Source organism: Paenarthrobacter sp. AR 02 (assembly GCF_021538675.1).
Classification (GTDB): domain Bacteria; phylum Actinomycetota; class Actinomycetes; order Actinomycetales; family Micrococcaceae; genus Arthrobacter.
Genome location: NZ_JAJUKH010000001.1, coordinates 211,997 through 238,821, shown reverse-complemented (window position 1 = coordinate 238,821; position 26,825 = coordinate 211,997). Strand labels below are relative to the sequence as shown.

26 protein-coding genes are annotated in these 26,825 nt (G+C 63.5%); 14 read left to right on the top strand and 12 right to left on the bottom strand.

Translation table 11 applies throughout. The features are described 5' to 3' along the window. The first annotated feature begins 78 nt into the window (after positions 1 to 78). From LRQ04_RS01185 to LRQ04_RS01165, 5 genes are all read left to right on the top strand, one after another. Entirely contained in the window at positions 79 to 1,350 is a 1,272-nt protein-coding gene (locus tag LRQ04_RS01185) for an extracellular solute-binding protein (RefSeq protein WP_235517175.1), read from the top strand. Between the two features lie 22 nt (positions 1,351 to 1,372). Beyond that, positions 1,373 to 2,287: a carbohydrate ABC transporter permease gene (locus LRQ04_RS01180; RefSeq protein WP_235517174.1), complete on the top strand. Its 915-nt coding sequence runs from the start codon at positions 1,373 to 1,375 to the stop codon at positions 2,285 to 2,287. Next, complete coding sequence (locus LRQ04_RS01175; protein ID WP_235517173.1) at positions 2,287 to 3,198, top strand: carbohydrate ABC transporter permease; 912 nt, start codon at positions 2,287 to 2,289, stop codon at positions 3,196 to 3,198. The genes LRQ04_RS01180 and LRQ04_RS01175 overlap by 1 nt, the downstream gene beginning before the upstream one ends. Before the next feature lie 78 nt (positions 3,199 to 3,276). Then, positions 3,277 to 5,031, top strand: a complete 1,755-nt coding sequence (locus LRQ04_RS01170; protein ID WP_235517172.1) for a glycoside hydrolase family 13 protein — start codon at positions 3,277 to 3,279, stop codon at positions 5,029 to 5,031. 15 nt (positions 5,032 to 5,046) lie between these two features. Further along, entirely contained in the window at positions 5,047 to 6,000 is a 954-nt protein-coding gene (locus LRQ04_RS01165; protein WP_235517171.1) for an aldo/keto reductase family oxidoreductase, read from the top strand. Positions 6,001 to 6,097: 97 nt separating this feature from the next. On the opposite strand, the gene LRQ04_RS01160 is transcribed toward LRQ04_RS01165, so the two are convergent. From LRQ04_RS01160 to LRQ04_RS01145, 4 genes are read right to left on the bottom strand one after another with little or no spacing between them, the layout of a single operon-like run. Next, positions 6,098 to 7,030 (bottom strand): TauD/TfdA family dioxygenase, encoded by a 933-nt coding sequence (locus LRQ04_RS01160; protein ID WP_235517170.1) that lies wholly within the window; start codon positions 7,028 to 7,030, stop codon positions 6,098 to 6,100. Between the two features lie 55 nt (positions 7,031 to 7,085). Further along, entirely contained in the window at positions 7,086 to 7,994 is a 909-nt protein-coding gene (locus tag LRQ04_RS01155) for an ABC transporter permease (RefSeq protein ID WP_235517169.1), read from the bottom strand. After that, entirely contained in the window at positions 7,994 to 8,884 is an 891-nt protein-coding gene (locus LRQ04_RS01150; RefSeq protein WP_235517168.1) for an ABC transporter ATP-binding protein, read from the bottom strand. The genes LRQ04_RS01155 and LRQ04_RS01150 overlap by 1 nt, the downstream gene beginning before the upstream one ends. A 2-nt stretch (positions 8,885 to 8,886) precedes the next feature. Further along, the gene (locus tag LRQ04_RS01145) at positions 8,887 to 9,909 is read right to left on the bottom strand and encodes an ABC transporter substrate-binding protein (RefSeq protein WP_235517167.1); all 1,023 of its coding nucleotides are present in this window, start codon (positions 9,907 to 9,909) and stop codon (positions 8,887 to 8,889) included. A 376-nt stretch (positions 9,910 to 10,285) separates the two neighbouring features. Here LRQ04_RS01145 and LRQ04_RS01140 point away from each other — a divergent pair, with 376 nt between their 5' ends. The 7 genes from LRQ04_RS01140 to LRQ04_RS01110 all read left to right on the top strand — a co-directional run bounded on the left by LRQ04_RS01140 (position 10,286) and on the right by LRQ04_RS01110 (position 15,709). Then, positions 10,286 to 11,149, top strand: a complete 864-nt coding sequence (locus LRQ04_RS01140) for a CoA ester lyase (RefSeq protein ID WP_235517166.1) — start codon at positions 10,286 to 10,288, stop codon at positions 11,147 to 11,149. A 2-nt stretch (positions 11,150 to 11,151) separates the two neighbouring features. After that, complete coding sequence (locus tag LRQ04_RS01135; protein ID WP_235517165.1) at positions 11,152 to 12,066, top strand: DUF2797 domain-containing protein; 915 nt, start codon at positions 11,152 to 11,154, stop codon at positions 12,064 to 12,066. A 105-nt stretch (positions 12,067 to 12,171) separates the two neighbouring features. Continuing rightward, on the top strand, positions 12,172 to 12,396 hold the full coding sequence (locus tag LRQ04_RS01130) for a DUF3188 domain-containing protein (protein WP_211712085.1): 225 nt from the start codon (positions 12,172 to 12,174) through the stop codon (positions 12,394 to 12,396). 30 nt (positions 12,397 to 12,426) lie between these two features. Further along, positions 12,427 to 12,876, top strand: coding sequence for a MaoC family dehydratase N-terminal domain-containing protein (locus LRQ04_RS01125; protein ID WP_211712086.1), 450 nt, complete (start codon positions 12,427 to 12,429; stop codon positions 12,874 to 12,876). Positions 12,877 to 12,878: 2 nt separating this feature from the next. Next, complete coding sequence (locus LRQ04_RS01120; protein WP_235517164.1) at positions 12,879 to 13,316, top strand: MaoC family dehydratase; 438 nt, start codon at positions 12,879 to 12,881, stop codon at positions 13,314 to 13,316. Between the two features lie 41 nt (positions 13,317 to 13,357). Beyond that, the gene (locus LRQ04_RS01115; protein ID WP_235518605.1) at positions 13,358 to 14,632 is read left to right on the top strand and encodes a sugar MFS transporter; all 1,275 of its coding nucleotides are present in this window, start codon (positions 13,358 to 13,360) and stop codon (positions 14,630 to 14,632) included. A gap of 9 nt (positions 14,633 to 14,641) precedes the next feature. After that, positions 14,642 to 15,709, top strand: a complete 1,068-nt coding sequence (locus tag LRQ04_RS01110; RefSeq protein WP_235517163.1) for a UDP-N-acetylmuramate dehydrogenase — start codon at positions 14,642 to 14,644, stop codon at positions 15,707 to 15,709. 46 nt (positions 15,710 to 15,755) lie between these two features. Here the strand turns inward: LRQ04_RS01110 and LRQ04_RS01105 are convergent, their stop codons facing one another. Further along, positions 15,756 to 16,235, bottom strand: a complete 480-nt coding sequence (locus LRQ04_RS01105) for a hypothetical protein (protein WP_235517162.1) — start codon at positions 16,233 to 16,235, stop codon at positions 15,756 to 15,758. Positions 16,236 to 16,320: 85 nt separating this feature from the next. Here LRQ04_RS01105 and LRQ04_RS01100 point away from each other — a divergent pair, with 85 nt between their 5' ends. Together LRQ04_RS01100 and LRQ04_RS01095 are read left to right on the top strand one after the other, a co-directional pair. After that, a complete protein-coding gene (locus LRQ04_RS01100) occupies positions 16,321 to 17,445 on the top strand; it encodes a winged helix DNA-binding domain-containing protein (protein WP_235517161.1) in 1,125 nt (374 codons plus the stop codon). Positions 17,446 to 18,205: 760 nt separating this feature from the next. Beyond that, complete coding sequence (locus LRQ04_RS01095) at positions 18,206 to 18,889, top strand: endonuclease domain-containing protein (protein WP_235517160.1); 684 nt, start codon at positions 18,206 to 18,208, stop codon at positions 18,887 to 18,889. 22 nt (positions 18,890 to 18,911) lie between these two features. On the opposite strand, the gene asd is transcribed toward LRQ04_RS01095, so the two are convergent. The 7 genes from asd to LRQ04_RS01060 all read right to left on the bottom strand — a co-directional run bounded on the left by asd (position 18,912) and on the right by LRQ04_RS01060 (position 26,754). Next, the gene (gene asd, locus LRQ04_RS01090) at positions 18,912 to 20,054 is read right to left on the bottom strand and encodes an aspartate-semialdehyde dehydrogenase (protein ID WP_235517159.1); all 1,143 of its coding nucleotides are present in this window, start codon (positions 20,052 to 20,054) and stop codon (positions 18,912 to 18,914) included. A 121-nt stretch (positions 20,055 to 20,175) separates the two neighbouring features. After that, positions 20,176 to 20,397 carry an NF038396 family protein gene (locus tag LRQ04_RS01085; protein ID WP_235517158.1) on the bottom strand — a complete coding sequence of 74 codons (222 nt, stop codon included), beginning with the start codon at positions 20,395 to 20,397 and terminating at the stop codon, positions 20,176 to 20,178. A gap of 10 nt (positions 20,398 to 20,407) precedes the next feature. Then, positions 20,408 to 21,007 (bottom strand): dihydrofolate reductase, encoded by a 600-nt coding sequence (locus tag LRQ04_RS01080; RefSeq protein WP_235517157.1) that lies wholly within the window; start codon positions 21,005 to 21,007, stop codon positions 20,408 to 20,410. Then, positions 21,004 to 21,807, bottom strand: coding sequence for a thymidylate synthase (locus tag LRQ04_RS01075; protein WP_235517156.1), 804 nt, complete (start codon positions 21,805 to 21,807; stop codon positions 21,004 to 21,006). Before LRQ04_RS01075 ends, LRQ04_RS01080 begins: the two co-directional genes overlap by 4 nt. Continuing rightward, positions 21,804 to 23,456 (bottom strand): hypothetical protein, encoded by a 1,653-nt coding sequence (locus LRQ04_RS01070; RefSeq protein WP_235517155.1) that lies wholly within the window; start codon positions 23,454 to 23,456, stop codon positions 21,804 to 21,806. The genes LRQ04_RS01075 and LRQ04_RS01070 overlap by 4 nt, the downstream gene beginning before the upstream one ends. Positions 23,457 to 23,527: 71 nt before the next feature. Further along, complete coding sequence (locus tag LRQ04_RS01065; RefSeq protein WP_235518600.1) at positions 23,528 to 24,496, bottom strand: NUDIX hydrolase; 969 nt, start codon at positions 24,494 to 24,496, stop codon at positions 23,528 to 23,530. A gap of 8 nt (positions 24,497 to 24,504) precedes the next feature. Then, complete coding sequence (locus LRQ04_RS01060; RefSeq protein ID WP_235517154.1) at positions 24,505 to 26,754, bottom strand: RNA degradosome polyphosphate kinase; 2,250 nt, start codon at positions 26,752 to 26,754, stop codon at positions 24,505 to 24,507. Between the last annotated feature and the right edge of the window lie 71 nt (positions 26,755 to 26,825).

Sequence of the window (26,825 nt, the reverse complement as noted above, 5' to 3'; positions counted from 1 at the left end):
ATCTAAACTCGGCGGGCAGGACGGATGGCCCTCTGATGGTGACGCGGCCGTTGGGGTCCGCAGGATGAAAGGACTATGGTGTCTGCACAATCGACACGCAAGAAACGCCTGGCAGCGATGGGGCTGGGGCTGGCCCTGCTGGCAGGCCTCCTCTCGGGTTGCACGGGCGAACCGGGCAAGGAAACAATCCGGTTCACGTTCAGTAAGCGTGAGGCCATCGGCTTCATGGGCAAACTCGTTGCCGACTACAACGCTTCGCAGGACAAGACGCAGGTTGTCATGGACACCTCCGGCGTCGACGTCGTCTCAGCCAGCTTCGTACGAGGCAACCCGCCGGACATTGCACTGGCCAACTACAACATGGAATCGTCCCGGTTCGTCCAGCGCGGGGTTTTGAGCGATCTTTCCGGAACCAACGCTGCCTCCCGCATCAGGGAAGACCTCCAGCCGTTGATGGACCAGTACGGCAAGTACCCAGGGCGTACCAGTGCCCTTCCCTATTCGGTGATGGCGTCCTCCGTGATCTACAACAAGGACATCTTCGCTGCGAACAACATTGAGGTCCCGACAACCTGGAGCCAGCTGATCGCCGCCTGCGAGAAATTGAAAGCCGCTGGCGTGACGCCGTTCTACGCCACGTGGAAGGACGACTGGACCATCGCGCAGGGATGGTTCGACTACTCCGTTGGCGGTCAAGTGGACACCCTTGACTTCTTCAAGAAGCTCGCCGATGAAGGAACGGGCGTCGGTCCGGATTCCTCGGTGTCGTTCCAGAAAGACTTCGACCAGCCGGTTTCCAGGATGCTGCAGTTGACCAAGAACTACGTCAATAAGGATGCGGCGAGCCGGGCCTATGGCGACGGAAACCTGGCCTTTTCACAAGGCAAGGCGGCCATGTACCTGCAGGGGCCTTGGGCATTCAGCGAAGTGGCCAAGACCGCACCGGACCTCAAGCTCGGGACTTTCCCGTTGCCGATGACCGAGAATCCGGAGGACCTGCGCGTCCGCGTCAACGTGGACCTCGCCGCGTGGATTCCTGAGGCGTCCAAGCACAAGGACGCCGCACGTGACTTCCTTGAGTATCTGTACAAGCCGGAAGTGATGGACGCCTATAACAAGTCCCAGCTCGGTTTTACCCCAACCAAGGACTCCACGGTGGTCCCGGACCCGCGGATCGCGGGCATGGCCGGGTACTACGAGCAGGGAAAGGTCTATCAGGGCCCCTCGGTCCTGGTGCCAAAGACCATCCCGATCATGAACTACACCCAGGCGCTCGTCTTCGGCGCGGGACCTGAATCCACCCTCCGCACCCTCGACGCAGATTGGGCGCACCTGGCGTTTCGCCAGTAGCGCCGGACCCTGGAGCCAAGAAATGTCAATCCTCACCAACAAAACCACCTCCGGCAGGGGCCTTCCCCGGCAACGCGCCAAGCGTCCCGTCGAACCGATCTTCTACCTCTTCCTTCTGCCCAGCCTTCTCTTGTTCACCCTTGCCATCACCGTCCCGGCCATCATCGGTATCTTCTTCAGCTTCACGGATTCCATTGGCATCGGTGACTGGAAGTTCGTTGGCCTCACCAACTATGTTGCAATCTTTGGTGATCCTGCGATCCTGCAGAGCTACCTTTTCACCTTCGGTTTCTCGCTGGTTACGGTAATCGCCGTCAACGTCGTGGCCTTCCTCCTGGCAGTGGGCCTGACCTCGCGTATCCGGATGAAGTCTGCGCTGCGCACCGTCTTCGTCATCCCCATGGTGGTTTCCGGCATCATCATCGCCTACGTCTTCAACTTCCTGTTTTCCAACTCGCTGCCCGCGGCCGGGGCGGCAGCAGGGATTCCATGGCTGGAAAGCAGCCTGCTGGCCAACCCGGACCTGGCATGGATTGCCATCGTGCTGGTGACCGCGTGGCAGGCAGTTCCCGGCGCCCTGCTCATCTACATCGCGGGCCTGGTCGCTGTTCCCGGGGATGTTTATGAGGCAGCGGACATCGACGGCGCCAGCAAGTTCCAGCAGCTCGTCAAGATCACCCTCCCGCTGGTGGCCGGATACGTGGTCATCAACATCATTCTCGGGTTCAAGGGCTTCCTGAACGCCTACGACATCATTGTCGGGCTGACGAACGGCGGCCCGGGAACCTCGACCCGAAGCATCGCAATGACCGTGATCGCCGGCTTCAACGGCGGCGACTACGCCTACCAGATGGCCAACGCAACGATCTTCTTCGTTGTCGCCATCCTGATTTCCCTTGTACAGCTCTCGTTGACCCGCGGACGGAATGCCCTCTGATGACCAATCAAGCCACCATCGAAACCGAAGCCCGGCAAACCAAGCCACGCACCGCCGTCGGACGTTCCCGCTCCGCTGCGGGAGTTAAGCCGGAGCGGGCCAACTGGTCGGGGACCGCCATCCTCCTGTTGTGCGCCGTTACTGTCCTGCTTCCCCTGTACGTCACGGTTTCCATGGCGTTCAAGACCCAGGGGCAGGCAGTTGATGGCAATGCGTTCTCCTTCCCGGCGCCATTCAGCCTGGACGGCTTCGTCCAGGCCTGGACGTTGACGAACTTCCCCGTCGGCGCTGCCATGTCGCTGCTGGTCACGGCAGGCACGGTGGTGGCAACCATCATCCTGGCTGCGTTCGCGTCGTACGCGATAGTGCGTAACTGGGAGCGCAAGCTGTTCCGGTACTCGTTCTTCTACCTGCTCGCGGCCATGTTCATCCCGTTCCCTGTGGTTGCACTGCCGCAAATCCAGCTCACCGGCCGGCTGGGCCTGGACAATCCCTTCGGCGTCATCCTGCTCGCCACCATGTTCCAACTGAGCTTCAGCGTGTTGCTCTTCACCGCGTTCCTCCGTTCAATCCCCATGGAGTTGGAAGAGAGCGCCCGGATCGATGGTGCCACGACGTGGCAAACGTTCTGGAAGCTGATCTTTCCGCTGCTGGCGCCGATGAGCGCAACGGTGGGCATCTTCGCGTTCCTCTATGCCTGGAACGACTTCATGATGCCGTCCCTGATCATTTCCGATCCGGCCCTGCAGACCCTCCCGGTGCGGCAGAACCTGTTCCAGACCCAATTCAGCAATAACTACCACGTGTCCTTCGCGTCCTACCTCATGGCCATGGCACCCGCGATCGTTGCGTATCTCTTTACCCAGAGGTGGGTCATGGCGGGCGTCACGCAGGGCGCAGTCAAGGGCTGACCCACTGTTGACCTTCCCGCGTCCAGCGTTTCATACTGGTCCGGGATCTAAATTTAGAATCTAAATCAAAGGAGTTCCGTGAGCACCCCCACTACGCAGGCACACCGTACCGACGCCGGACGCATGACGGATCCGAACTGGTGGCGCCAAGCAGCGGTCTACCAGATCTATCCCCGCAGCTTCCACGACGCGAACGGGGATGGGCTGGGCGACATCAAGGGCATCACAGCCAAGGTCCCGTACTTGAAGGAACTGGGAATCGATGCCGTCTGGCTCAGCCCGTTCTATCCCTCGGCCCTGGCTGACGGCGGCTACGACGTGGATGACTACCGCAATGTGGACCCCAAGCTGGGAACCCTGGAAGACTTCGACGAGATGGCAGCAGCCCTGCACGCGGCAGGGATCAAGATCGTGGTGGACATCGTGCCCAACCACTCTTCGGACCGTCACGAATGGTTCAAGGAGGCCCTGGCATCGCCGAAAGGGTCGGCCGCCCGCGAGCGCTACATCTTCCGTGACGGCAAGGGCGAGAACGGTGAGCTTCCTCCCTCCGACTGGGATTCCGTCTTTGGCGGTCCCATCTGGGAGCGCATCACCGAGCCGGACGGCACTCCCGGGCAGTGGTACATGCACATCTTCGCCAAGGAACAGCCGGACTTTAACTGGGAGAACCCGGAAATCCGCGAAGACTTCCTCAAGACCCTGCGTTTCTGGTCGGACCGTGGTGTGGACGGCTTCCGCATCGATGTTGCCCACGGCATGGCCAAGGACCTGTCCGAGCCGATGCCCATGAAGGCAGACCTGCTGAAGAAGGCGCACGGAACCGACGGTTTCACCGATGGCTCCCACCCTTTCTGGGACCGTGACGAGGTGCACGAGGTCTACGCCGAGTGGCGCAAGCTCTTCAATGAATACAACCCGCCGCGGACAGCCGTTGCCGAGGCATGGGTCCACGAGTCCCGCCGGGCCCGGTACGCCAGCCCTGAGGGACTGGGCCAGGCCTTCAACTTCGACCTGCTCCAGTCCGACTTTGACGCCGCATCGTTCAGGAAGATCATCACGGACAACCTGGTCCACGCCAAGGAATCCGGCGCATCTTCAACGTGGGTCTTCTCCAACCACGACGTCGTCCGCCACGCCACCCGTTACGGGCTGCCGAAGGGCGGCTCAGTGGCACAGGGAACCAACGCCGCGCAGGACATCACCGGCAGCGAACCCAAGGGCCAGGACGGCAAGGGCTGGCTTCTGGCCGGCGCGCCGGCTGAGGAGCTCGACGTCGAACTTGGCTTGCGTCGGGCCCGCGCCGCAACGCTATTGTTGCTTGCGCTGCCGGGCTCCGCGTACCTGTACCAGGGTGAAGAGCTGGGCTTGCGCGAAGTGACGGAGATTCCCGACTCCGAGCGTCAGGACCCGTCCTTCTTCCGCAACCCGGGAGTGGAGATCGGCCGTGATGGGTGCCGTGTCCCGCTGCCGTGGACAGCGGAGGGCCCGTCGTTCGGTTTCGGCTCCGGCGGCGCGCACCTTCCGCAGCCTGCGTGGTTTGCGGAGTACGCAGTGGCCAAGCAGGACGGCGTTGAGGGTTCCACGCTTGAGCTGTACCGGAAGGCGCTGCACCTGCGAAGCGAACTCCAGGCCGATGAGGAACTCGAATGGGTGGAGACCGGCAACCCGGATGTGCTGCACTTCAGCCGTCCCGGAGGCTGGCATACGCTGACCAACTTCGGCAGCGAGCCCGTTGATCTGCCTGAGGGCGAGGTTGTGGTCTCCAGCGGACCATTGGAAGAGGGCAAACTGCCGTCGGACACCACTGCCTGGGTTGTCAGCAAGGCGTAGGGGAGTACTGACGCTATGGCGAACGGGCGTGGACGCCTTATATACGGCTGCATGGGACTTGGCGGTTCGTGGGACGGTACGTCCTACGGAGCTGCGGAAATCGACCAGGCCGCTGCAGTGATTGACGCCGCGCGCGGGATCGGTGTTGAGCTGTTCGATCATGCGGACATCTACCGCAGCGGCAAGTCCGAGGCAGTCTTCGGGGAGGTCCTCTCCCGTTCGCAGGGCCTGCGCGAAAACATCCAGTTGCAGACCAAGTGCGGGATCAGGCTGGGGGAGCGGGGGTTGGATACGCACTACGACCTCAGCCGGGAAGCCATCCTTGAACGGGTCAACGGGAGCCTGAAACGTCTTCAAACGGATTACGTGGACCTGTTGCTCCTTCACAGGCCCGATCCCCTGATGGACCCGCATGAGGTGGCGGCGGCCGTCGGGCAGTTGATGGCAGAAGGAAAGGTGCGGCAGTTGGGGGTGTCCAACATGTCCGGCGCGCAGATTGCCTTCCTCCAGGACGAGTTGGAGACACCCATCGTGGCGAACCAATTGGAAATGAGCCTGCTGCGGCGGGACTGGGTGGAGAGCACCGTGCTGGTGAACCATCCGGAAGGCAGTGGCTACAGCTTTCCGCACGGGACCGTCGAGTACTGCGTGGCTAATGGGGTGGAGCTTCAGGCGTACGGGTCCCTGGCCCAAGGCCGTTATACGGGGGCGCCGTCTGCGGAGTTTTCGCCGGCCGAATCGGCAACTGCCGACAAGCTCGCACAGTTGGCGGCCGGGAAGAACACCACGCCGGAATCAGTGCTGCTGGGCTGGCTGATGAAGCACCCGGCCGGGATCTCGCCTGTTGTAGGGACCACTAACCCCGCACGTATTCAGGCATGCGCTGATTCCGCCTCTGTGGCCGCCGGCATGTCCCGTGCCGAGTGGTACGGACTATGGGTGTCGGCGAGGGGAAACAACATCCCGTAACTCTGGTTTTAACCCAACTGAGTCGCAGCTGTGTGCGTGATGACCTCTCAAAACGCGTTCAGCTGCGACTCAGTTGGGTGCTTACAGCAACACATGGCTACGAGACAGGGCTGGCCGGAGCCACCACGGAGTACGTGCTGGAGTCACCCTGGATCGCCTGGCTGGGCTTTCCGTCGATGCCTACCGGGATGTCGCCGGCGATGGTCACTCGGTTGAGCTTGCGCGGCTGGCCATCGTAGTTATCAGGTGCGTAGTGCTGGGTGATGCGGTTGTCGAACAGAACCACCTGGTTGGGCTCCCAGTTCACGCGGACCACATTTTCCGGTCGCGTCACATACGCCTGAAGCAGGCGGATGATGTCCTTGGACTCCGTGTTGGACAGGCCCACGATGCGAAGCCGCTGCGCGAAGCCCCCAATGAACAATCCGCGCTCGCCGGTCAACGGGTGGACCCGCACCACGGGGTGGGCGGTCTCGAACTTCAGCCGGGTGAACTCCTTGCGACGTTCCTCGGCGTTGGAGTGCTCCAGGTTCTTGGGCACCGAGTAGTCGTAGTCATTGGTGTGGATGGCCCACAGGCTGTCCGCGAAGGTGCGCAGTTCCTCGGGCAGGTCCTGGTAAGCCCCGGCCGAGGAGGCAATCAGCGTCTCTCCGCCGTAGGCCGGAAGGTCGATGCTGCGCAGGGTGGATGCCTGCGGCGGGTTCACCACGAACGTGACGTCCGTGTGCCAGTTGTTGGCCGAGCCGTTTTCGCTGTCGACGGGCAGGACGTTCTCTTCCCCTTCCACCGAAGCCACGGTCGGGTGGGCCTTGGTCAGTGGTCCGAAGTGTGAAGCAAACTTCACCTGGGCCTCATCCGTGAGGATGTTGGCCTCGCGGAACACCAGCGCCTTGTGCTCGTTGAGGGCTGCCCTGATCTGCGCCACGGTTTCCTCGCTGAGGTCTCCGCTGATGTCCAGCCCACGGATTTCGGCACCGATGCGGGAGCCGAGCTTGGCGAACTCGAGTTTGGTTTCGGTAATGACGGTCATTGTTTTTCCTTTTCGTTTCTGTGATGTGTGTGGCTGGGTCGCCACGGGTAAAAATTCAGGAGGCTGCAGAACCGACGGCGGTCCGCCACCGGGAGAAGTGCCGTTCCAAGGCCACCAGCAGGAAGTTCACACCGAGGCCCAGCAAGGACACCGTGAGGATGCCCGCGTACATGTCCGGGATCAGGAAGCTGCTCTGCGCATTGACAATCAGGTAGCCCAGGCCAGCCTTCGCGCCCACCATTTCGGCGGCGATCAGCACCAGGATGGATGCGGTACCGGCCATGCGGATGCCCGTGAAGATCGTGGGCACCGCGGAGGGCAGGATGACTTTCTGGAAGAGCCGGAAGCTGTTGAGTCCCAAGGAACGCGCTGCCCTGATCAGGAGCGGATCCACGGTCTTCACTCCGGCGATGGTGTTCAGCAGCACCGGGAAGAAGGCCGCGTAGGCCACGATGCTGATCTTGGATTCCTCGCCGATGCCCAGCAACAGCGTGAACACAGGCAGGAGCGCCAGGGCCGCCGTGTTGCGGAACAGCTCCAAGAGCGGGTTCAGGACCGAGTTCAGCCGCCCGTACCAGGCAATGAGCAAACCCAGCGAGACACCCGCGACCAGCGCGGCGCCGAAGCCCGCAACTGAGCGCGTGAGGCTGGCCGCGATGTGGCCCTGGATGGTGCCGGATTCAAAAAGCTTGCCCCAGGCCAGGAGCACTTCGTGCAGCGGTGGCAGGAACACCCGGGTGGAGGGACTCGCCAAGTACGTGGGCCCCAACTCCCACAGCGCCAGGAACGCCAGGACCGCCGCGGACTTCCACACGGCTGAACCAAGCACCGCGGCGACACGACGCACTATGCCGGGTGCCGGCGTCGTACCCTCTCCGGGGGCTGCCCTCACGGAAGGTTCGACGGCGGTGCGTGCGTCAGCCGCGGAGGCTGCGGTTTCTGGATGTGCCAACGTGGTGGTCATCAGGCCGCGCTCCTTTCAATAGTGGTGGTCACAGGTTCGTCCGGTGCGCTGCCATCCGGGAGGATCTTGCGGTGCCCGGCGTCCTGTGCCCGGCGGACTTCGTCGTGCAGCAGGGTCCAGACCTGGTGCCGGTGCTCAACAAAGGCAGGGTTGGAACGGATGTCTTCGTCGCCTTCACGGTCCGGGATGTCGATGTCCACGATCTCCTTGAGCCGCCCCGGTCGCGCGCTCAGCACGGCAACGCGCTCGCCGAGGTAAACGGCCTCGTCGATGCCGTGGGTGATGAACACGATCGTTTTGCCCGTGGCCTTCCAGATCCGGAGCAGTTCGTCCTGCAACTGCTCACGGGTCTGGGCATCCAGTGCGGCGAACGGCTCATCCATGAGGAGCACGTCCGGCTCATAGGCCAGGCTGCGGGCGATGGCAACCCGCTGCTTCATTCCGCCGGAGAGTTCATGCGGGTAGCGGTCCTCGAAGCCGGCAAGGCCTACCAACGCCAAGTACTCCTTGGCTTTTGCCGCACGTTCCCGGCGATTCAGCTTCTTCCCGTCGGGACCCACCCCTTCGAGGCCGATCGACACATTGGCTGACGCCGTCCGCCACGGAAACAAGGCGTACTGCTGGAACACCACGGCCCTGTCCTTGCCCGGACCGGTAACCGGTTTGCCGTCCACCAGCACTTCTCCTGACGTCGGGGTGGACAATCCGGCGAGGAGGTCCAGCAGGGTGGTCTTGCCGGAGCCGCTTGGTCCCACCAGGGTGAGGAATTCGCCGTCGCGGACATCGAGGCTGAGCCCATCGATGGCGGTCAACCGGGTGGCCGCAGCAGTCTTGGTGGCGCGGACCGTGAATTCCTTGGTGACGTTGCGCAAGCTGATTTTCGCCGTCATGGCTATCCCTTCTTCGCGAGGTCGTTGAAGTCGTTGGTGTAGTACTTGGACGGCGCCAGGTCGCCCTTGAGGATGCCCGAGGACTTGAGCCAGGCCTCCCAGCGGGTGAAGTCCTCGTCCTTGATCACGCCTGCGTCGGGAACGCCCGGGCTCTTCCAGAACTTCAGGTTGGCTGTGCTTTCGTTTCGGCCGCGGCTTTCGATGATCTTGGTGAAGCGGGCGATCACTTCTGCGCGCGGCGTTTCCGTTGCCCACTTGATGGCCTTGGCCACGCCTGTGGTGAAGGTGCGGGTGGTGTTGGGGTTCTTCTCGATGAAGTCGTTGCGGAGCACGATCTGCCCGCCGGCAAACGATCCAAACAATTGGACATCGCTGAAGAGGGAGCGCAGTCCGCCTGCTTCAACGGCACGGTCCTGCAGGATCCCGCCGAGCGTTCCGGCATCGACCTGGCCGCGGCGGATCGCTTCCTCGGTGTCGTTCGGTGCCAGCGGGACAAGCTGGACCTGCTTGATTTCGTCCTGGCTCAGTCCGTTCTTGGTCAGCCACGTGTTGATGACTGCCTCGTGGTGGGCACCGAGGGTGTTGACCGCGATCTTCTTGCCGATCAGGTCCTTCGGACCTTTGATGTCGCTGTCTGCCTTGACGTAGTAGCCGCTGAAGTTCTTGTCGTCAGAGCCGTAGTAGTTCACGACGCCCTTCACGGGCGCTCCAGCCTCGATCAGTTTGACTACCGCGCCGGAGAAGGCGCCGCCGAAGTCGGTCTGGTTGGTTGCTGCCGACTGGATGTCCTGCGGGCCGCTTGTGGTGTTGCCCACCCAGTTCAATTTCAGGTCGCCCAGGTAGCCCAGGTCCGCTGCGAGTTCGGGGAAGGTCACGTTGTTCGCTGAGCCCTGGTAGCGGAGTTCCTTGACCTCGTTGCCCGCTTGGTTGGCTTGTCCGGCTTCGGCTGCACCGCCGCAGCCGGACACCGTCAGCGCTAGTACGACGGCGGCCGCGACGCTCAGGAGGGGCAGATGCAGTTTCATGGGAGCTACTTTCAGATGATGGGGGGTGTTGGGTGGTCGGCCGATGCCGGAGATGTAATACCCGTGCAACGGCTTGGGAACGATGAAAGCCCATTTCGACGGTGGCTGGAAAGTGCCGCGGTAACGCCCGGAAACGCAGCGAAACAGCCCGACACGGGAAGAAATCGCGGGCAATTCCCGGCAACCGGGGGACACAAGACGCTGCGTTGAGCCCTGTGAACAACAACGTCCGGTGGGCGTCGTGTGACTGGCGGGTACCGCCGTCGGGCGTTCATACTGCCGGACCCCACAGTCATATGGGGTTTAGTTCGTATTGATCCTCACAACCGGGCGAAATTCTTCGCCTCGCGGCACGCTGGCCGGATACGGTAGATACATGACGTCTAGCATCGCCGCCGAGTCCATTCGGCCTACCCGCAATATTCCTGCCGATATCGCCCGTTCCTGGCTTCTTGTCAATGCCATGAAAACGGAGCTTTTTGAAGAATCTGCGGGTTCGCGGGCAGACGCGATCATCCTCGACATTGAAGACGCCGTAGACCCCTCCCAGAAGGATGCCGCCCGCGAGAACGTGGTGAACTGGCTGACCGCAGGTGGCCAGGCCTGGGTCCGTATCAACGACGCCACCAGCCCGTTCTGGGCCGACGACCTTGCCGGACTGCGTGGCACGCCCGGACTTCTGGGTGTCATGCTCGCCAAGACCGAGTCCGCTGACCAGGTCACCGAGTCGTACCACCGCATGGATGGCAAGACCCCCGTTGTGGCCCTGGTTGAATCGGCCCTCGGCATCGAGGAAGCCAACCACATCGCCCGTGCGCAGGGCGCTTTCCGCCTCGCCTTCGGTTCCGGCGACTTCCGCCGCGACACCGGCATGGCGGCCACGCCCGAGGCCATGGCCTACCCGCGCGCCAAGCTGGTTGTCGCCAGCCGCGTCGGTAACCTGCCGGGCCCCATCGACGGACCCACCGTGGGAACCAACCACCCGATCCTGCGCGAGCAGACCGGCATCACCGTGACCATGGGCATGACCGGCAAGCTGTGCCTGGCCATTGACCAGACCACGGTCATCAACGAAGTCATCAGCCCCACCCCGTCAGACGTCGCCTGGGCCACGGACTTCATGAACGACTTCGAAGCCAACGGCCGTGTCATCCGCGACGGTTCCGACCTTCCGCGTTTGGGCCGTGCCGAGAAGATCATGAAGCTCGCAGTGGCTTTCGGAGTCCAGCCTTCCCTGTAGGGATGCTGGTCCACGGAGTCTCATGGGACTCTTCCGGCCCTGCGTTGAGGCTGTGGTCGCCGCAGGCGGAATTTACTGATGTTGCGTTGGCCCGGGGTACGTCCCTGGGCCTTCGCGTTGCCCCCGGTTTGTGGTGCCTTGGCCATACAAAGGTCCACGGACCCGGAGGCCGGACGTATGTTCCCTGCCCCAGTGGTGCCCCGGCTGAGCGGGGCAAGCAGTGCGGTGCGTGCTTTGCGCGCGACGAGCCGCGGTTGATGCATGACTTCCACCGCGGTGGCTCCGTACCGTCAGGGCTGAGGGCCTACCTCATGCAACCGCACTGGCTCTACGTGGCCACCTTCGCGACCGGCGCAAGCAAGGTCGGGACAGCTTCAGCGCCACGCAAGTGGAACCGCCTTGCTGAACAGGGCGCCGTGCATGCCTCCTACGTGGCGTACGCGGAAGACGGCCGCATTGTCCGTGTCCTGGAGGACCTGGTAACCCGCGAACTCGGCCTCGTCCAGCAGGTCCGCTCGGCGGCAAAGGTGACCGGCCTGGTGGAGCCGCGTTCCGGCGTCGAGCTTGCCGCTGTGAACCGCCGGCATGCCGGGCGCGTGCGGGAACTGTTGGGCGGCCTGGCCATGACCGGTTACGCGGTGGTGGAGGAAGAGTGGGAGCGGCCCGCGCTGGCCGATACCCTCTGCGCCGCGCACACCGGCCTTCGCCACCGTTATCCGGCAACGTTCGACGGCGGTGGGCACGGTGTGCGGGTCCGCTCGCTGAGCGGAACAATCGCCTTGGTTGGTCTCCCCGATGCTTCGGGAAACGAGGTGGAGGGCAGTTTCGTGGCAGACCTCGGTGCCCTGAAGGGCCGCAAAGTGGAGTTCGGCCCGCACACCACCGAGATCCCGGCCCTGCAGGACTCGCTTTTCTAGCCCCCTCCCGTTGTGGGGCCTGTTGTGCGGGGTATTTCGTGGTCGTGGGGCGCAGAGTGGGCCCCGCAACGCAACCCCTTCAACGCCCGCCGGTAGACTTGGACGGTGCTTGAACAATTCTGGGCCACCGCCCCTACGTCCTACAAAGTGCTCGTCTTTGGCGCCATGGGCCTGATCGCCGTCGGAATTATCCTGAGCATTGTGGGCAACACGTCCGGCAACCAGGGACTGGCATTGGCATCGCTTCCGCTGATCGGCGTCGGCCTGCTCCTGCACGTTGCGGGGCTCGTGGTCCGCGGCCAGAAAATCCGCAAGGACTACAGGAAGTAAACCAACCCTTCGGGCCGATAGGGTTGGATCATGAGTATCAATCCGGACCTGCAGGGCCGAAGCTACCCTGCCGCAGAGGTATACGACGTCGGGCGCGAAAAGATTCGCGAGTTCGCCCAGGCCGTGAAGGCAACCAACCCCGCGCACTTTGACGTGGAGGCGGCCAAAGCCCTCGGACACAGCGACCTCGTAGCCCCGCCAACGTTCGCCATCATCGTCGCCCAGCGCGCAGACGCGCAGCTTGTCCAGGACCCAGAGTCCGGCATCGACTTTTCCCGCGTGGTCCACGCCGACCAGCGGTTTACGCACCACCGCGCCATTGTTGCCGGTGACCGTCTCGTGGCCGAACTGCATGTCGACGGCGTCCGGGCCATGGGTGGTGGGGCCATGATCACCACACGCTCCGAAATTTCCACCGAAGCGGGCGAAAAGGTCGCCACCACCACCTCATCCATCCTGGTCCGCGGAGAGGGACAGTAACCATGAGCCTCACATTCGAAGAACTTGCTGTTGGCCAGGAAATCGGTACCCGCAGCATCGACGTCACCCGCCAGGACCTGGTCAAGTACGCGGGGGCCTCGGGCGACTTCAACCCGATCCACTGGAACGAAGCCTTCGCTACCTCGGTTGAACTGCCCGGAGTTATTGCGCACGGCATGTTCACCATGGGAGCCGCAGTGCAGCTGGTGAGTGACTGGGCGGGCGACCCGGCCGCCGTCGTCGATTACCAGACCCGCTTCACCAAACCAGTCCTGGTCACGGACACCACCGGCACGGACGAACCCGGCGCTGTCATCGACGTCACCGGCGTGGTGGGAGCCCTCGACGCCGACGCCCGCACCGCACGTATCGACCTCACTGTCGTCGCCGGCGGACAGAAAGTCCTCATGAAGTCGCAGGCGGTCGTGAAGGTCTCTTGAATCAACCGAACCCTTCCCCGCAACGCGCCACTGCGACCCAGATGCTCCAGTGGCGCGTCGCTGTCCTGACGTCCTATGCGGCCAGCGGCGTTGCGTTCGCCACGTGGGTGTCGCGGCTCCCGGCGATCCGTGACGGACTGAACCTGACCCCCGGCGGCATCGGGCTTCTGCTCATGTGCATGACCGTGGCGTCGTTCATTTCGATCTCCGCATCCGGGCTCATCGTGCTGCGGCTCGGGCCCAAACTCACCAGCTGGATTGGAAGCTGCATGGTGGGGGCGGGCCTGGTCACCGTTGGGGTCGGGGCGTCCATCGCGGCGAACCCCGCGGTTGTTGCCACGGGTTTGGTGGTACTGGGCCTTGGCACTGCCAGCTGGAATACGGCGTCCAACGTCGAAGGCGCAGCCATGGAGCGGGCTCTGGGACGGCACGTCATGCCGCACCTCCATGGCGCCTTCAGCCTCGGTACTGTCGCGGCTGCGGGGTTTGGTGCCTGGGCCGCCGCCGTGCACCTGGCCGTGTTCTGGCATTTCCTCATCGCGGGCGTCGTAGTGACGGGCTCCGTGGTGACCGCAGGATTCTTCTTCCGGGCCGAGAAGACTGCGGCGCCGGCCCGTGCTCCGCGTCCGGAGGAAACCGATACTTTCCAGGACCCTTCTACTGGACCGTTGCCCATTATTACGGCGGAAACCGGGACCGCGGCTGCACCACTGGACAACAAACGGCTCGTGGCCCTTGCTTGGCGTGACCGTCGAACGCTGCTGATCGGCGTACTGGTCCTCGGCCTGGCATTGGCCGAAGGGGCTGCTGGAGACTGGGTGGCTTTGGCACTGTCCGACGGCTACGGCCAATCGGACGCGGCAGGAGCGGTTGGCTACGGACTGTTCGTGACGTTCATGACTATTGGACGCTTCGCCGGCACCGTCATCCTTGACCGCTTTGGGCGGGTAGTGGTGATGCGCTGGTGCTCGGCCACCGCCGTCGTGGGTCTGGCGCTTTTTGTCTTTTCTCCGGCGCCTTGGCTTGCTTTCGTGGCGCTGGCTGTGTGGGGCCTCGGTGCCTCGCTGGGGTTCCCGGTGGGAATGTCCGCCGCAGCTGATGACCCCGTGCACGCTGCCGCCCGCGTTTCCGTCGTCTCCACCATTGGCTACGGTGCGTTTCTGTGCGGACCGCCGCTCCTTGGCCTGCTGGCCGAACACTTTGGCATCCTCCACTCCCTGCTTGCACCTCTTGTGATGCTGGTTGTCAGCTTCTTCCTGGCTCCCCTCGCCGGCCAAACCACAAGGAAGTCCATGGAGCCCAACGAAGCCCGTTAGGCTTGATTGGTGACCCAGACGCTGCTTTCCGAATTGACCACCGCCGCTGTTGGCGGCCCCGCAGGAAACTTTGTGGAGGCCCGCACCGAGGCTGAAATCATCGACGCCGTACGGTCGGCTGACGCTGCAGGCGAAAAACTCCTCATCATCGGCGGCGGATCCAACCTCCTGATCTCGGACGACGGCTACCCCGGTACAGTCCTGAAGATCGCATCCGAAGGGTTCACAGTGAACTCCGAGGACAGCTGCGGAGGCGTGTCGGTGGTGGTACAGGCCGGCCACAACTGGGACGCCCTGGTCCAACACGCCGTCCTGCACGCATGGTCCGGCTTGGAAGCACTGTCCGGCATTCCGGGTGCCACAGGAGCTACGCCCGTGCAGAACGTGGGAGCTTACGGTGCCGACGTATCTCAAACCATTGCGGCCGTGCGGACCTGGGACCGTGAACGCAACGCCGTGCAGACCTTCACCAACTCCGAGCTCAAGTTCGGATACCGCGACTCCATCCTCAAGCAGACCACGGTGGAGGGCTCGCCACGCTACGTGGTCCTGACAGTCGAGTTCCAGTTGCCGCTGGGTCGGATGAGTGCCCCTATCCGGTACGCCGAGCTGGCCCGGGTGCTGGGCGTGGAGGCAGGCAAGCGCGCCTACTCCAACGATGTCCGCCGTGAAGTCCTCCGGCTCCGGGCCTCCAAGGGAATGGTACTGGACGCAGAGGACCGGGATACCTACTCCACCGGCTCCTTCTTCACCAACCCGATCGTGCCCGCAGAGCGCGCCGCGGGGCTGCCCGCGAACGCACCGCAGTACCCCGCCGGAACGGATGGACTGGTGAAGCTCTCCGCCGCCTGGCTCATCGACCAAGCCGGGTTCGGGAAGGGCTTCGGGCTTGAAGAGGGCAGTGTTTCCGGGGGTCGGGCGTCCCTGTCCACCAAGCACACGTTGGCCATCACCAACCGTGGTTCAGCCTCAGCTGCGGACATGGTGGCGATCGCGCGCGAGGTGCGGGCCGGCGTCGTCGAACGTTTTGGTATTGAGCTGCACCCGGAGCCGCTGTTGATCGGTGTGTCCCTCTAAGGCGCGTTCGCTGGAGGGCTCCCGGGGATCTTGCCCCTCGGCGGTCCTAGCGTGTTCGCCGCTCGGCGATCGGCAGGACCTTGTTGAGCAGCAAGAACGTCAGCCCGCAGCTGATGGAGCCGAGAAGGAATATCTGGCTGAACGCGATGCTCTGGGGCGAGGGACCACTCGGCATGAACAGCCCGGCTGCAGCGAAGCCCACCAAGCCCAGGAGCATGACGACGGACCCGAGCAGGAAGCTGCGGACCTGGGCGGCCGCGGCCGGGTAGAACCACGGCTCGGGGGCGTCATCATCACGATCGGACACTGGCTGGCTGGCCGCAGCCGTTCCAATGAGGAGCGCGGCCGTAGCCGTTGCGACCAGACTGACGGTTTGGATGGCCTGCATCGATGGAGAAAGGCTGACGCCGGTCCCGACGGCCACGATCAGCCCGGCACCAAGTCCAACGAGCGTGCAGAACCAGCCGGCGGTAGCCAACCACCGGCTCATCGGCCGCACGAACGGAGCGAGGTCACCAAAAAGCATGAACTCATCCTAGGTTCCCCTGCTGGGTGACGGCTGGGAGGCACGGCAAGGTTCCCTGTGCCCGAACGCGCTCTTAGGATGAAGCATGCCTACACCGCTGACTCCCCGCGTCATGGGCCGGCTCCGGCTCGCCAGCCAGGGCCTGCTGGCCGGAGGCTTCCCCGGTATCGCCGACGCTGTCCGCTGGATGACCGCCATGCAGGCCCAGGATCTGGGAATGGCTTTCTGGGCTGTGGGGCAACGCGTGCCCGGTATTGCGGCCTCGGACGTCCGCGCAGCGCTCGACGCCGGGACGGTGGTTCGTTCCTGGCCCATGCGCGGGACCCTGCACCTGCTGGCACCCGAAGATCTGCGCTGGATCCTGGGGATCACCAGCGGTCGGCTGGCAACCGTCGTGGCGGGGCGGCACCGCGAACTGGCCATCACTTCCGACGACATCAGCCACTGCCGGGACATAGCGTACAAAACCGCCGAAGTCCTCAAGACAGGAGAGGGTGCCGCCGGGGCAACCCGCGAACAGCTGTTCACCGCTTTTGAGGAGGCTGGCCAGCCCACTACCTCCCAGCGGGGCATCCACATCCTGGGAACTTTGTGCCGCGAAGCGTGGCTGGTCCAAGGACCCATGGCGGCCTCTGGCGGAAAAGCCGGCGTCCAGCAACTGTTTGTACCCTTCGAGGACTGGATTCCGGAGTCCAGGGACCTGGGCCGTGAGGAAGGGATAGCCGAACTCCTCTTCCGGTACTTCCGGGGCCACGGTCCGGCGACCATCAAGGACTTTGCGTGGTGGAGCCAAGTGCCGCTCACCGAGGCCCGCGCTGCCTTGGCAGTTGTGCGGGACCGTTTGGTTGAGCTTCAATTCCGCGGAGCCAGCTACTGGCTGTCACCCCAAGCGGCAACAATGCTCGACGACGGCGTTCCCGGCTCCCGCTCGCTGCTGGCACTGCCTGGGTTTGACGAATACCTTCTCGGCTACCAGGACCGCAGCCTGGTTCTCGCCCCGGAGTACGCCGAACGGGTGGTGCCGGGGAAGAACGGCGTCTTCAAGCGCGTCATCGTGTCCGGGGGCGACGTAGTGGGGACCTGGGCCCGGACGACCTCCGGGAAGAACGCCGGGGTGGTCCCGGAACCGTTTGCAGGCGAGCTTGGTCCTGCCGCCGAGCGGGCGTTCCAGGCTCAGGGACGGGCGTACCTGAAGTTCATGGCGAGCTGAGGCCGGCCCGCTGTTCCGTTGCTGGGGGTAGGTCTGGGTGGTCCGTTGCCGGCCCGCTGTTCCGCTGCTGGCCAGCGACGTTGGAGCGGGTTGGCGACGGGTTTGGGTGGGGCGGTGGGCGTGGCTCGGGGGGTGGGCCGGGTGATCCGTTGCTGGCCCGCTGATTCGTTGTTGGCCAGCGACGTGGGAGCGGGTTGGCGACGCGTTTGGGTGGGGCGGTGGGCGTGGCTCGGGGGTAGGTCTGGGCGTGGGCCGGGTAATCCGTTGCTGGCCCGTTGTTCCGTTGTTGGCCAGCGACGTTGGAGCGGGTTGGCGACGGCTTTGCCGACGCAGCGGGATGCCGGCGCACTCCCTGGCACCCCGACTCCGATGAGCTGGTCGGGGTTGTCCACATACGGGAACTGACCCATGGTGGGCTATGTCCGCGCGCCCGGACGATGGACAGATGCAAACAAAGAAACTTGACCACCACATCTCCCGCTTCTGGCCCGGCACCCCGGTAGCGACAACAGCAGACTTGTCCGGACTCGGCTTTAGTGATCGGGTGCTCACAACTGGCGTCCGCTCCGGGAAACTGATCAGGCTTAGGCGTGGTGCCTACGTCAGGGCCCAGGATTGGCATCGGCGAAAGCCATGGGAACAGGACCTGCTGCGGATAGAGGCGCATCATCGTGGTGCGCGGACAACCAGTGTCTACAGTCATGCCAGTGCCGCCCGCTTGCACGGATGCTCGCCTTGGGACAGTGGGGCCCAGGTGCACGTGACCACACCGTTTTCCCCGTCCCAGGGGAGCTCTGGTGACGATGTTGTGGCCCACGGAGGTCCGCTGTCGGGTACTGAGATCGTCGAGGTGCTGGCCCCCTGGCAAAGGCCCATCCCGATCACCAGCCTTGAGCGCACCGTGGTGGACTGTGCACGGACCTTGGACTTTGAGCGGGCTCTGGTCATCGCGGACCAAGCTCTTCGAAAGGGTGCTGATCCGCAGGTTATGCGGAATTACCTCAGCACCGGAGCGATCACGCGGGGTGCCCGACGCTTGTGGCGGATCCTGGACGCCATGGATGGGAGGTCCGAATCGGTAGGGGAGACGCGCACACGTGCGCTTCTGGACCGGCTCGGCATCGTTGGCGCAGACCTTCAGGTAGAGGTCACGACGCCCACCGGAACCTACAGGGGAGACTTCGGCTGGAGGGACCACAAGCTCATCCTTGAGTTCGATGGTCGAGCCAAGTACTTCGACTACGCACCAACTGAGGACGTCATATTCCAGGAGCGGCGGCGGGAGAAAGCCCTTATGGCAATGGGCTGGAACGTCATCAGGATCGAGTGGGGAGACCTCAGCAGGCCCTGGGAGGTTGAGCGTCTGCTCAAAACCGCCTTGGCCAAGGCAGGAAGTCGAAAACCCGCTGTTCCGTTGCTGGGCAGCAACAGAACAGCGGGTTAGCGACGTTCGGGGCGGGCGGGTACTAGAGCTTGCCCGTCGCGATGTTGAGCATACGGCGGAGCGGCTCGGCTGCACCCCACAGGAGCTGGTCGCCCACGGTGAAGGCGCTGATGTATTCCGGGCCCATTTCGAGCTTGCGGATACGGCCCACGGGGATGTCCAGCGTGCCGGACGCAGCCACCGGGGTCAGGTCCGCCATGGAGGCTTCCTTGGTATTGGGAACAACCTTGGCCCACTCGTTGTCCTTGGCCAGAAGGTTTTCAATCTCGGTGACGGACAGGTCCTCACGCAACTTGAGCGTCAGTGCCTGCGAGTGGGAGCGCATGGCACCAATGCGGACACAGAGACCGTCCATGGCGATGTGGTCCTTGCCGGCGGTACCGTTTCCGGTGCCGAGGATCTTGTTGGTTTCTACGCCGGCTTTCCACTCTTCCTTGGATTGGCCGTTGCCGAGGTCGGCATCGATCCAGGGAATCAGGGAGCCAGCCAACGGGACGCCGAACTGGGTGGCGTCAACGCCGGTGCGCTGTGCCGCGAGGACCTTGTGGTCGATCTCCAGGATGGCGGAGGCGGGATCTTCCAGTTCACTGCTGACCTCGTTGTTGAGGGTGCCGAACTGGTTCAGGAGCTCACGCATGTGGCGGGCACCGCCACCGGAAGCGGCCTGGTACGTCATGGACGTACCCCACTCCACGAGGTTGTTCTTGAAGAGGCCGCCGAGGCCCATCAGCATGCAGGAGACCGTACAGTTTCCGCCGATGAAATCCTTCACCCCGCCGGAAAGGCCTGCGTCTATGACGTCGCGGTTGATGGGGTCCAGCACGATGATGGAGTCGTCGTTCATGCGCAGGGTGGAAGCAGCGTCGATCCAGAGGCCGTCCCAGCCACGGCTGCGGAGTTCACCATGAACCTGCTTGGTGTAGTCGCCACCTTGGGCGGTGACAATAATAGGCAGCTTGGCCAGCGTCTCAATATCGAACGCATCCTCGAGCTTGCCTGCCCCCTCAGCGAAGGACGGGGCGGCACCTCCTGCATTCGAGGTGGAGAAAAATACCGGGTTGATGTTGGCGAAGTCGTTCTCTTCCTGCATGCGCTGCATCAGGACGGAGCCGACCATGCCACGCCAACCGACCAGTCCAACGGACGGATTAGCTGCTGTAGTCATTCACCAAGTCTAAACTTTCGGAGCGGACTGCCGCTGTTGGTTACGTCACGGGCGGGACGCACGACGACGACACCCGGCCAGGCGGCCGTTCCAACCTCCACGCCCGCTTCCGGCTGGAAAGCTAGTTGCCGGCTTCATGCTCCTGAACCAGAGCAGCTTTGCGTGCCCGGACGGCGAAGAATGAGCCAAACGTGAATACCTGGGTCACGATCACCAGGATGATGATGCCCACGATCTTGTTTCCGCCCAGGATCATCGTCAGGCCCACGATGGCGGAGATCAGGGCAAAGAGCGGCAGCAGCATGTAGCCCAGCACGAACAGGGTTTCGGGTTTCTTCAGCATGCAGTCGTTCCTAGCGTTCGTTCCGGCGCCACGATGTGAACCGGTAGTTTGTACCATTTTTGGCGGTGAGCCAGCCCTCGGCCGGCGCCATGGTGTCAAAAGTCCAATCATCACCGAGTTCAGGCGCGAAAGTGTCGCCGTCGAAGTCGGCATCGATGATGGTGACCACTGCAAGGTTGGCGAGGTTCATGGACTGCTCGAAAATCTCTGCGCCGCCGATAATCCACACCTTCTGGCCGCCGGGCGCGAACTGGGATTCCAGGAGGGCCTCGTCAAGCGAGGAAACCACCAGTGCACCTTCTGCTTCTGGCGTGGAGGCCCATTCAGCGTTCCGGGTCACTACGATGTTGGTGCGCCCTGGCAAGGGGCGGTACTTCGCGGGGAATGACTCCCAGGTCTTGCGTCCCATGATGACGGGGTGACCGGTGGTGAGTTGGCTGAAGTGCTTCAAATCTTCCGGCAAGTGCCACGGCATGCTGCCGTCCTTGCCGATCACGCCAGCCTTGGTTTGGGCCCAGATCATTCCGATCCCGGTCAGGGCGGCAGCCGTCTCCTGGGTAAAGATGACGCCGGGGAGTTGCGCGGGAACGTCGGCGGAAGGCGTGCTCATACGGCGATCGGCGCCTTGATGGTGGGGTGGTGGCGGTAGTCCACAACCTCGAAGTCGTCCAGGGTGTAGTCGAAGATCGTGTCAGGTTTGCGGAGGATCTTCAGCTGCGGGTATTCGTACGGTTCGCGGCTGAGCTGCTCGGCAACCTGCTCCACGTGGTTGTCGTAGACATGGACGTCCCCACCCGTCCACACGAACTCACCGGGTTCGAGGCCCAACTGCTGCGCGACCATGAGCGTCAGCAGGGCGTACGAGGCAATGTTGAAGGGGACGCCCAGGAAAGTGTCCGCCGAACGCTGGTACAACTGGCAGGACAATTTGCCGTCTGCCACGTAGAACTGGAAGAACGCATGGCATGGTGGCAAGGCCATGTCCTTGAGCTCGGACACGTTCCACGCGGACACAATGTGTCGTCGTGAATCCGGGTTGCTGGCCAGGCCCTTCATGACCTCGGATATCTGGTCGATATGTCCACCGTCAGGAGTGGGCCAGCTGCGCCACTGGACTCCGTATACCGGCCCGAGCTCGCCGTCCTGATCCGCCCATTCGTCCCAGATGGAGACGCCCTGGTCCTGCATCCACTTCACGTTCGAGTCGCCGCGGAGGAACCACAGAAGCTCCACTGCCACGGACTTGAAGTGAACCCGTTTGGTGGTGATGAGGGGGAAGCTTTCGGCAAGATCGAACCTCAACTGACGGCCGAAGACGCTGCGCGTCCCGGTTCCGGTGCGGTCCGACTTGTGCGTGCCGTTGGCCATGACGTCGCGTAGAAGGTCTTCATAGGGGGTGGGGATACTCACGGGTCCAGCTTACTTTGCCGGGGCGGGTTGGCCATCACGGAGGTGGCATGTCGAGGGCGGGGAATAGCCTGGATAAGTCCCCTAACAGGGGTCACAGCGGTAATGACGGCGATCGCTGCCAGCACCATTCCGAGGGTAACCGCGGGGCTTGGCGCGAGCGGATAGATCCCCGTGGCGGGCACGAACAGCCGGTACCAGGCATCGCCTGAAGTCATGAGGAGAAGGGCCGATTGCCCGAGGCAGTAGGCGCTCAACGTCCTGATGATGCGGTACATGGAGATTGCCCTCAGGGCGGCGTCCAAGCCAGTGTCGCCGTCGTCTTCGGGAACACCACGACGTCGGCGGGCAGCAAGGATAGCAACGGCACCTGCCGCAGCGACCAGCAAGGTCCCGGTTACGGCAGCCGGCCATGTCGCCGCAGCGAATGGTTGCCCGGCGTGGATGGCCACGACGAAGGTGAGGGACGCAACGAACAGCAGCGCACTGGCCAACGCGAAATACGACAGCCCGCGGGATACTGGTCGTAACGGCCACCTGACGGGTGCCTCCAGGGTTCCGTAATTTCGTCCGATGAGAATGTCTCCTCCCCAAATGGTTGCCAGGAGGAATGCCGCCACCAGCCCCAGCGCAAGGGGTGCCACCCACGAATTTTGGGGTTGGGTCAGCGCGTACATTGCAACGAAACCCACGGCGGCCGCCAGCCTTCCAAGCATGCCGAGCGCAACGCCGATGCTGATGGTTAGCCGGGCTGCTCCGTGAGTTCCAGGGTGAGCACGGATGGCCCATACGCTGGTGGACTGCCCTGCAGTGCAGAGCGAAGGCAAGCGGGGAACCGGCCACAACAACATCACCAGCAGTACCGCCATATTGACCACGCCCAGGGCATTGAACCAGGACGATTGCCACGCGGATCCGGTTTCTGGTTGTGCCGCGAAATTCCCGGCAATGGTGGCAAGGCCGGCCGCAATGGTTGCCACCGTGCGCAGGAGGCGGTTGGCTGCGATGCCACGGAGTGTTCGGTCGTCGTCGGCGTCGAGCGCTTCCAGCTGGCGGCGGCGCCCGATCAACCACAGCAACAGCAGGGTGCCGGCGGCGAGAACCAGCAGCGCGCCTCCGAGCCACGCGGCCAGCTCCCAGCCCGGAATCCTGCCGTCCTGTCCTTGACCGTAGTATCCGGTGTCGACGTCCTGGGACTGTGGCGGGGTAGCTGAAGGGGCCACCGGGGTGTGTCCGGGAAGGGTGGCAACCCACGCTAAGACCACGGCCGTGAAGGCGAATATCGATGTGGTGGTCCAAGCGAGCCGTCGGGGGAGGAACTCCCAGCCCGGGCGTTCGGTAAACCTGCGTTGCCCCTTGGCCGCTGGATAGCTGGACTGGCCCAGGGCATGGATGGCGAGGCAGGCGAGGATGGGCCATGCCAGGGCGGTGCCGATCTGTTCAGGAGTTGCTTGAGCAGCCGGCACGGTCGTGTTTCCGGGCAGGATCCCGGCGTTCATGGCCCCTTGGAGCGAGCTGGCCATCCAGCCGATGATTCCCACCCAGAGCCCATGCGAGGCCAAGGACCGGGCATCGGGCTTTGACCACACCAGCATCCGAAGGAACAGGTACACCACGACAGCCCCGATACCCGGTCCCAGCACTGCAACCACAACAAGACCCCCAAGTCCTTGAAACGAAGTTCCTACGATTCGTCACAATGAGTCGGGGGTCAAGTCATACGTCAGTCGTCGAAGGGTTTGACCTGCTCCACGGAGACGATCTTCCGTTCGGCCCCCCGCGCTACCTGGCACACGATGACCTCGCCGGGGGCCAGGTACGGGTCCGCGCTTGGCAGGACTGCCCGCAAAGCCGAAGGCATGTGCTGTCCCAATTGCTTCAAAGCCGTAGGCAGTGCGGGTCTGTGCGTGCACACAGCTATGGGCACCTGTTTGTCGAACAACGACTCAACAGCGGCCGCAGTCTTTTTGGGGGAGCGCTGATGGTGGTGTTCCGTGAGGGCTTCCACCAGCTTCACCTTGGCCCCACTGGCTTTGGCGTAGGGTGCGATGGTGGCGACGCACCGCACCCACGGGCTGGTGACGACACGCTGGGGCTTCCACACGCCAAGGAGGCGCTGGACGGCCACAGCCTGGCGCTGGCCGGTTGCCGCCAGCGGCCGGTCACCTTCGGCCTTGGTCCATGAGGACCGGGGCTTTGCCTTGGCGTGGCGGATCAGGATCAAAGGCCACGTGTCCAGCTCGCCACGGACGTGCGCCTTTTGAAGGTATTCCAGTGGCTCCACGTCGCTCGGGTTGCTCAGGAATGTGGCGGCCCGGTCCGGGGTGCACCACATGACGCTGTCCACCTCTTTCCCATCAGGGCGCAGCTGCGCACCATTGACCTTGATGGCCCAGTACCGGACCACCTTCAGCCCGGCAGCCACGTGGTAGTGGATGGGTGGGAGCGGGATGCCCAGGGTGGCCTGAAGCCCGATCTCTTCCCAGACTTCGCGTGCGGCGCATTCGGGAACCGTTTCGCCGGCGTCGAGCTTTCCTTTGGGCCAGGACCAATCGTCGTAGCGCGGCCGGTGGATCAGGAGCACCTCAAGGGCACCCTTGTTGAGCCGCCAGGGGATGCCTCCGGCCGCAACAACGGCCACCGACTCGCCAGGGTGATCTGTTTGATCGGCCACGGGGGTATCGCTGTTCAACTGCTTCTCTACCGCCGTGCCGATGCTCGCTGCCGGGAACGCGATTCCAGGAGCCATGACTGCATATCCAACAGCGGTTTGCCGTCGGCGTCCAGGTGATGACGCGTCCAGTGGCCTTGGTTGTCCAGGTGCCAGCTCGCTGTTCCGTCGTCAACGTAGCGTCGCATCAGGTCCATGACCGTCGTAATGTCTTCCTTGCTTGCCAACTGCACCAGGGCCTCCACACGACGGTCCAGGTTGCGGTGCATCATGTCGGCCGAACCGATGTACACCACGGGCTCGCCACCGTTCCCGAAAGCGAATACGCGGGAGTGTTCCAGGAACCGGCCAAGGATGGAGCGGACGGTGATGTTCTCGCTGAGTCCCGGAACCCCGGGACGCAACGAGCAGATACCGCGGACGACGACGTCGACCTTCACGCCAGCCTGCGAGGCGCGGTACAGGGCATCGATGATCGCTTCGTCCACCATCGAGTTGACCTTGATCTGCACCAGGCCGGGGATACCTGCACGAGCATTGCGGATTTCGGTTTCAATCCGTTCCACCAACCCGGCACGCACCGAGCGGGGCGCCACCAGCAGCCTTTTGAACGTTGACTTGGGCGCGTAGCCGGAGAGCTGGTTGAACAGCTTGGACAGGTCTTCGCCGACCTGTTCGTTGGCGGTGAGCAGCCCCAGGTCCTCGTAGTACCGGGCGGTGCGCGGGTGGTAGTTGCCCGTTCCGATGTGGCAGTAACGGCGCAGGCCGTCCACCTCCTGGCGGACTACCAGCGACAACTTGCAGTGCGTCTTCAGTCCGACGATGCCGTAGACCACGTGCACGCCTGCCTGTTCCAGCTTCCGTGCCCAGGAAATGTTGGCTTGCTCGTCAAAGCGGGCCTTGATCTCAACCAGGGCCAGGGCCTGCTTGCCTGCCTCTGCGGCATCGATCAGGGCGTCCACGATGGGGGAGTCGCCGGACGTCCGGTACAGGGTCTGCTTGATGGCCTGCACCTTGGGGTCCGCCGCAGCCTGCTCCAGAAAGGCCTGGACCGAGGTGGAGAACGAGTCGTACGGGTGGTGCAGCAGGATGTCCCTGCGGCGCATCGCGGCAAAGACGTTGGCTGCCTTGGACGTTTCCGATTCGTTCAGGTACCGCGACGTGTGTGGCACGTGCTTGGGGTAGTGGAGGTCGGCGCGATCGATGCCGCTGATCGCTGACAGCCCACGCAGGTCCAAGGGTGCCGGCACGGAGTAGACCTCGGACTCCTCGACGCCGAGTTCACGGATGAGCAGTGCCTTGATGTTCGGGTTGATGTCCGTGGTGACTTCCAGGCGCACGGGAGGACCGAAACGCCGGCGCAGCAGTTCCTTCTCCAGGGCCTGGAGGAGGTTCTCGGCGTCGTCCTCTTCAACTTCGAGGTCCTCGTTGCGGGTGACGCGGAAAGTGTGGTGCTCCAGGACTTCCATGCCGGGGAAGAGCTTGTCCAGGTGCACGGCAATAACTTCTTCGAGGGCGATGAACCGGGCCACGCGTCCGGGGATGGCGCCGGCACGCGGACCGTCCACGGAGATCAGCCGGGGGAGCTGGTCCGGAACCTTGACACGGGCAAAGAGTTCCTTCTCGCTGACCGGGTTACTGACAATGACAGCAAGGTTCAGGGAGAGCCCGGAGATGTAGGGGAACGGGTGGGCGGGGTCCACGGCCAGCGGGGTCAGGATGGGGAAGACCTTCTCCTGGAACATGGCGCTGATGCGGTGGCGGGCATCCTCATCAAGTTCATCCCAGTGCATGATGTGGATGTGCTCGTAGGCCAAGGCGGGGCGGATTTGTTCAGCGAAGACCCGCGCGTGGCGTTCCTGCAGCTTGTGGGCCTCCTCGCCGATCTGCTCCAGTACCTCGATGGGGCTCAGCCCGGCGGGGGACGGGACGGCAAGCCCGGTAGCGATACGCCGTTTGAGGCCAGCCACGCGAACCATGAAGAACTCGTCAAGGTTGGAGGCAAAAATGGAGAGGAAATTGACGCGTTCCAGCAAGTAAAGGTCCGGATCTTCGGCAAGTTCCAGGACGCGGGAGTTGAACGCCAGCCAGCTCAGCTCGCGATCAAGGAAACGGTCCGGGGAGATGTCCCCTTCAGGCTCCAGGCTTGGTGCGAACTCAGGAATATCGATGCGGTCTTGTGTGGCACGCGAGGCCGGGACCTCCGATGATCCGAAGCGCGGAGGCAACGTAGCGCCCTTCGAGGTGGATCCGGCGGTGCCGACGGGGTCCGGCTGCATGGGTTTCTCCTAAGCTCAGGACAGGGTTTCCTCCCACATTACAAGCAATTCGGGTGCCCGAATCCAAGATG